Genomic DNA, 6,040 nt, shown 5'->3' with positions numbered 1-6,040 from the left:
TCACGAAATTCGGCGACGGCGCTGCGGACGTCCTGCCGCTTTCCGGACTGACCAAGCGGCGCGTGCGGGGGCTCGCCGAACATCTCGGAGCGCCGAGGGACCTGGTGTTCAAGGTGCCGACCGCCGATCTGGAGTCCGACGCTCCGCTGCGGCCCGATGAAGACGTCTACGGGGTCACGTATGATGACATCGACGACTTCCTGGAAGGAAAGCCGATCGGAGAACCCGCGTTTCAGCGCATCCTCGCGACGCACGTCGCGACGGCCCACAAGCGCGCCCTGCCACTCTCGCCGCAATGACAGGAATGGCCCTTAGGCCCCGTTACCGTGCTGACGTACCGTCGCCCACCTCGGCGGTTCCGCTTTGCGTGGTCTGCAGGACCAACAGAAGGGCCACGCCTGAAGAAATCCAGACATCGGCCGGATTGAACACGAACGGCTCCCATTCACCAAAGCGGAGGCTCAGGAAGTCAGTCACGGCGCCCCTCATGCTGCGGTCGATCAGGTTTCCGAGCGCGCCAGCCAGGATCATCGACAGGGCTGCCCGTTGCCAGCCGCGCGAACGATACGCCCATATAGCGATGACAAGTGTTATAATGCCCGTAACCCCGATCAGGACTGCTTTGCCGATTTCGCCGTCGACAGCGAACATGCTGAACGACACGCCTTTGTTGAAGGTCAGTCGCAACGGTACCAAAGGCAGAAAGTCCGTGGGGGGGCCGTAAGGTTCAAGGCTCGCCCGCGCCCACGCCTTCGCTCCCAGGTCAAGTGCCGCGCCGACCAGGACCACGGCAATTGAAGCAACCGCCCTCATCTGTCCCTCGCCGCAGAGAGGTCCTGTCTTGCGTCCCGGATGATCGACCACGCCGATTGAAGGAAGAGGCCTGCAACTGCGAACGCGACCACGAGGTCAGGCCATTGTGTTCCCGTCCACCAGACCAAGCCCGCGGCGGCCACGACCGCGAGATTGCCGATCGCGTCGTTTCGCGAAAACAACCACACCGCCCGCATGTTCGCGTCGCCCTTGCGGTGCGGGATGAGCACCACGGCCGCCAGAACGTTGACGACGAAGGCGACAAGCGCGAAGCCGCCCATGAGCACGGATTCCGGCTGATGCTCGATAAACACCCTGTAGATGGTGGACGCGACGACGCCAAGTCCGAGCAGGCCGAGGAAAACACCCTGTAGAAGAGCCGCCTTGGCGCGAGCGGCGAGGCCCCATCCGACCGCGACCAGCCCCAGGAATGAGATCATGCCGTCCCCCAGGAAGTCGAGGGCGTCCGCCTGTAGCGCCTGGGAGCCGGCGAGGAAGCTTCCGACGATCTCAACGACTCCGTAGCCAACGTTCAGCAGCACGACGATCCAGAGCGCCCTCTTATATGCCGGGGTGACATGCGACAGGTCCGGAATCCTGTCGTCGTCATCGCCGTCTGCCGTGTCGCTGGATGGGCCGATGCGGTCAAGCTGATAACCCAGACCCGTGATGGCGCTTTCCAGCAGAGGCAGGCGGTTCGCCGGCTCGTCAACTTGCAGTGTCATAATCTGCGATGCGATCGATACCTTCACGTCGGCCACGCCTTCGACCTTGCGCGCGGCCCCCTCGATCTTGGCGGCGCAGGAGGAACAATCCATCCCCGTCACCTGATAGCGGATCGTGTCGGTTGCAGCTGCTGCCATTTCGTCGGTCCTCGATATTCGAATTCGACCATGGTACTACCTGTAGTGACTACAGGAGCAAGACGAAAAATGCAGATCGGCGACTTATCCGAGAAATCGGGCGTGAACATAGAGACTATTCGCTATTACGAGCGCATCGGGGTCCTCCCAATCCCAGCCAGGATGTCCAACGGCCGTCGCACCTATGGCGAAGCAGACGCGCAACGACTGTGCTTTATCCGGAATGCCCGGGAACCTGGTTTCGATCTGGCATCGGTGCGCGTTCTTCTGGCTCTCCAGGAACAACCGGAAGCATCGTGTGAGGATGCAAGCCGCATCGCCCAAAGCCAACTCGACGCCGTGGAAGATCGTATCGCCCGTCTTACGAACCTGAAAACGGAACTGCGGCGGATGATAGCCGAATGCCGTCTCGGTCAGGTGGCCGATTGCCGGATCATCGACGCCATGGCGGGAGGAAGACCCTGAGGCTGACATCAAAACTGTGTTGGCAGACTTCAACCGACAGTTCCGGCGGACGAGGCCCGGCAAGTGGATGTTGCCCAGCGTCTCGGTGTCGCGCAGCCGACTGTCGCAAAGCGTCGGCCAGTGTTTTAAGCGGCCCGTCATTGTTGTTGGAACTGGACATTGAGGAGCACGGCCTTCGAGGAGAAACTCACGCAATCTCGGTACCAGACGCAGTCGCACAAAGACAGGCCGTCGGCGTGGTTGGGCTGCTTGCGTGGCTCAACTGAGGATCAGGCTCGCCATTTGCAGCTCAACCGGCTGATCGGCACATCAAATCTTCAACGCCTCGACAATAACCTTGAAGGCTGGCGAGTTCTGCCGTCTGCCGGGATAGAACAGATAAGCATGGACGGCTGTTGGCATCGAACGCCTTGATGGGATCAGAACCGTAGATCCGCGAGTTAGTCTGCTAAGCGATTGAAATCCAATGGCTTCATGCAATCGGAGCGCGGGCTGTAGCGTAACGTTAAATTATGGAACTAAATTGTAATGGCGATGATCATGCATGTGAAAAGCAGCTTAGGTCCTGTTGACAAAGTATGGCAGCCATATCTTTGCTGCGGCCAGGGCAAGAAATGCTGAGAAGGATTTTCGGGTCTTGTCGTATCGGGTCGCGACGCGCCGGAACTGCTTGAGACGGTTGAACATCCGCTCGATGCGGTTTCGATCCTTGTAAACCCGAAAGTCGCAGGCAGGCGGGTTCTTTCGGTTAGCTTTTGGCGGAATGACCGGCCTGATACCGTGTATCAGGAGCTCTTCACGCAGGAAGTCACCGTCGTACCCTTTGTCGGCGAGGAACAGCCTCGGCTTGCCGACCGGTATCGCCAGCAAGTCAGCAACGGCGTTGTAGTCCGAAGCCTCGCCGCCTGTCAGGACGAAGCCAAGAGGGCGTCCCTGACCGTCTGCTCTGGCGTGGATTTTCGTCGTAAAGCCGCCGCGTGATCGACCAAAAGCCTCCTGATAAGTCCCCCTTTAGCGCCTGCAGCCTGAGAGTGGCCGCGAACTGTGGTGCTGTCGATCATGTGCTGCCAGTCATCCGTCAGCCCCAGTTCAACGAGGGTCTCAAGCAGAGCGTCCCAAACGCCTTGTTCGGCCCAACGCCGGAAACGCACATAGACCGAATTCCACTTTCCGTAGCGCTCATGCATGTCGCGAAAAGGGCATCCAACCCGCAGAACATGCAGCATCCCGTTCAGATATTGCCGATTATCGTGCGAGGGCCGAGACTTCCTACCGCGTTCGGTGGGCAACAGCCCCTCGATGATCCGCCATTCCATATCCGTCAGGTCGCCGCGTGCCAAAACCGTCTCCTAAAAAGCAGTCTTGAATCACGCTTCCGCTGATTTGGGAATCCACTTTGTCAACAGGGCCTAGGATGCATTGGCGTGGGAAAATTTAGCGCTGCTCCACACTGGCATGCCGTAAACCTGTTTTAAATCTCACTGATATATACCCCGATAATCACAAGAAGTCGGCCCATACTGCGAGTGTGCGCTTTGACGGCAGACAAGAAACGGGACAAATCTATGCGTTCATCTCCATCAAAGCGTCAACTTTCCGGATCGGGCGAAAACAAATTCTCTCGATGAAAATCGCCAGTCTCCTCAATCAGCTCGGGATATCCATCGACCCGGCACGACAGCAGGCAATGGTGGATGCCTACATCCCCATCCTGCGATCAGTCCTGGTGCCCGCCTGCTGCTACTATCTCTTCGTCACCTGGGAGCACTGGCAGACGCAGACCGGCCCTGTTCTGGTCGCGTTCTCCCTCATCAGTACGACGACGGCTCTCGGCTTCTACCTGTTTAACAAGCTTCTAGCAAACAACCGGACAATGTCCCTGGCCAAGCTCGAATTGCATAACCTGGCTATGCATCTGTTCATGTACCTCAACCTGTTGAGCTACCTTCTCGTCTACAATGTCGAGACGCGTTACATATACTTCGTCTTGCTAGCCTTCATTTTTGCAATCACCGGCGCCACGACGCGCACGGTCATGATCAGCGTTCCACTGACATTGGCGACCCTTTACTGGTTCTCCACGTCTCTCCCTGAGGACCTCTACGCTGAGTATGTCTCCATTGTCGTTGCGACTGCCTTCGCTTCGGTGAGCATGACGGGGTTGCTCAGGCATGCGATCATTCGTCAGATCGACGCACGCCTGCTGGCCGATGAGCTGACGGTCAAGGCGAGGGCCCTTGCTGATGCCGATATGCTGACCGGGATCCCGAACAGGCGCGCCATCTTCGAGAAGATCGACCGGCTGATCGAGCAGCGTACGCCATTCTGGCTGGGAATATTCGATCTCGACGGCTTCAAGGGCATCAACGACGTGTACGGTCACACGATGGGCGACCGCCTGTTGCGCGCCTCCGTCGCGCGGGCCACGGAGCTGCATTTTGAGGGGGCAATGATTGGCCGCATCGGTGGTGACGAGTTTGCCGTCGTTCTGACCGGCAACGTCACGGAACCACAGGTCAGGGCGCTTGCAGGGAGCTGGCTGAAGGCGATCACCGCCCCCTATATCATTGACAACCAGGAACTCTCGGTCGGAGCTTCCGCGGGTTTCTCGCATTATCCGGACATGGGAACGGCGAGCACACAGCTCTACGAGCAGGCCGACTTCGCTCTCTACAAGGCCAAGGCCCGGTTCCGCGGACAGTGTATCGTCTTCGACACCACAGACAGCAAGGAGATGGAGAACGCCATCGCTATCGAACGGGAATTGCGCGAAGGCAACCTCGAGGAGGAGCTGTTCCTGCTGTTTCAGCCGCAATACTCGCCCAGCAGGCAGCGTGTCGTCAGCTTCGAAGCATTGGCTCGATGGCAAAATCCCAGGCTCGGGCTTGTCCGTCCTAACGATTTCATCCGTGTCGCCGAACGCTCCGGCTTCATTCAGAAAGTCACCGCCATCCTGTTCCGCAAGGGCCTCGCGGAGCTGAAGACATGGCCCAACGACATCAGTCTGTCCTTCAACCTGTCAGCACGGGACATTTCGGACCAGGCCTTTGTGCTCTCGCTGCTCGGTCAGATCATGAAGGAAGACGTTTCGCCGAGCCGTCTGGAATTCGAGATCACCGAAACAGCGGTGATGTCTGATCTCACAACATCCAGCACCGTTCTCGACAGGTTGAGAAGCAGCGGCTGCAGGGTCGCACTCGATGATTTCGGTTCTGGCTATTCGAGCTTCCAGTATCTCGATCAGCTTCCGCTCGACAAGGTCAAGATCGACAGGAGCTTCATCCGCAAGGTCGGCCACAGCCTCACATCACGCGAAATCGTCGCTGCGATCATTGCCCTATGCTCCAAGCTTAACTTGCGCTGCGTGCTCGAAGGCGTCGAGACCCGGGAGGAGATGGCTGTGCTTGCGGCCCTCAAACCGGATCTCGTTCAAGGATACCTCTATGGCCGGCCGATGAGCGCTGAGGATGCACGACAGCTTCTACAGAAACAGAATTCAGAGAATTTTCCAATCGCAAGTCAGGCTCAATAATTTGCAACTTGCTGCCGACAATATTCGAGGGCTATCTCAAATTGGCGTTGATCCTTTCACCACTTGCCCACCGCAGTGTCTTTTGCGTGATGATTACCTGTTCTGGGCGTTCATCCAGCAGCGTTTCCTGCCTCGGCGGTGTGATATGCTAAGTGGCGCGGTGGGCGCAATCGGTGGAAACGCGTAGTCCTCACAATTGAGCAGCCTGGAACCGGTCGTGGTTATGGTCCCGGCATTCGCGGCAGAGTCTGGTAGCCGAACCACGAGTGTGAGTGACGTCAGAGGCGGGACGGAACCCTGAAACGAAAACGGGGCCACGATGATCGTGAACCCAAGTCTTTCGTGCGGACCCCGGCTTCGCTTGCGG

6 protein-coding genes are annotated in these 6,040 nt (G+C 58.3%); 3 read left to right on the top strand and 3 right to left on the bottom strand.

The window, feature by feature from the left end; translation table 11 throughout:
* Window positions 1-299: NAD(+) synthase (nadE, locus tag FAA86_RS23950; protein ID WP_136543785.1), on the top strand; the 299-nt coding region annotated here is incomplete at its 5' end.
* A 22-nt stretch (window positions 300-321) separates the two neighbouring features.
* On the opposite strand, the gene lspA is transcribed toward nadE, so the two are convergent.
* Both lspA and FAA86_RS23940 read right to left on the bottom strand, forming a co-directional pair.
* Window positions 322-813 carry a signal peptidase II gene (gene lspA, locus FAA86_RS23945; RefSeq protein ID WP_080843345.1) on the bottom strand — a complete coding sequence of 164 codons (492 nt, stop codon included), beginning with the start codon at window positions 811-813 and terminating at the stop codon, window positions 322-324.
* Window positions 810-1,676, bottom strand: a complete 867-nt coding sequence (locus tag FAA86_RS23940; protein ID WP_225341519.1) for a cation diffusion facilitator family transporter — start codon at window positions 1,674-1,676, stop codon at window positions 810-812. The genes lspA and FAA86_RS23940 overlap by 4 nt, the downstream gene beginning before the upstream one ends.
* A 69-nt stretch (window positions 1,677-1,745) precedes the next feature.
* Between FAA86_RS23940 and FAA86_RS23935 the strand changes: the two genes are divergently transcribed.
* A complete protein-coding gene (locus FAA86_RS23935) occupies window positions 1,746-2,141 on the top strand; it encodes a MerR family transcriptional regulator (protein WP_136543783.1) in 396 nt (131 codons plus the stop codon).
* Window positions 2,142-2,699: 558 nt separating this feature from the next.
* Here the strand turns inward: FAA86_RS23935 and FAA86_RS23930 are convergent.
* Window positions 2,700-3,481 (bottom strand): IS5 family transposase gene (locus tag FAA86_RS23930; protein ID WP_246035189.1). Its coding sequence is split into 2 segments (ribosomal slippage): window positions 2,700-3,151 and window positions 3,151-3,481, totalling 783 coding nucleotides; the frame shifts between segments, so codons are not numbered across the junction.
* A gap of 284 nt (window positions 3,482-3,765) precedes the next feature.
* On the opposite strand from FAA86_RS23930, the gene FAA86_RS23925 reads away from it, so the two are divergent.
* Complete coding sequence (locus tag FAA86_RS23925; RefSeq protein ID WP_136543781.1) at window positions 3,766-5,673, top strand: putative bifunctional diguanylate cyclase/phosphodiesterase; 1,908 nt, start codon at window positions 3,766-3,768, stop codon at window positions 5,671-5,673.
* Window positions 5,674-6,040 lie beyond the last annotated feature (367 nt).

The organism is Rhizobium rosettiformans W3 (assembly GCF_004912135.1).
In the GTDB taxonomy this organism is placed as follows: Bacteria; Pseudomonadota; Alphaproteobacteria; order Rhizobiales; family Rhizobiaceae; genus Allorhizobium; species Allorhizobium rosettiformans.
This window is presented reverse-complemented; position numbering and strand designations above follow the sequence as displayed.

Bases quoted from the DNA above. Each gene is read 5' to 3' on its own strand.
- lspA (WP_080843345.1), bottom strand. From the start codon at position 813: ATGAGGGCGGTTGCTTCAATTGCCGTGGTCCTGGTCGGCGCGGCACTT.
- FAA86_RS23935 (WP_136543783.1), top strand. From the start codon at position 1,746: ATGCAGATCGGCGACTTATCCGAGAAATCGGGCGTGAACATAGAGACT.
- FAA86_RS23940 (WP_225341519.1), bottom strand. From the start codon at position 1,676: ATGGCAGCAGCTGCAACCGACACGATCCGCTATCAGGTGACGGGGATG.
- FAA86_RS23925 (WP_136543781.1), top strand. From the start codon at position 3,766: ATGAAAATCGCCAGTCTCCTCAATCAGCTCGGGATATCCATCGACCCG.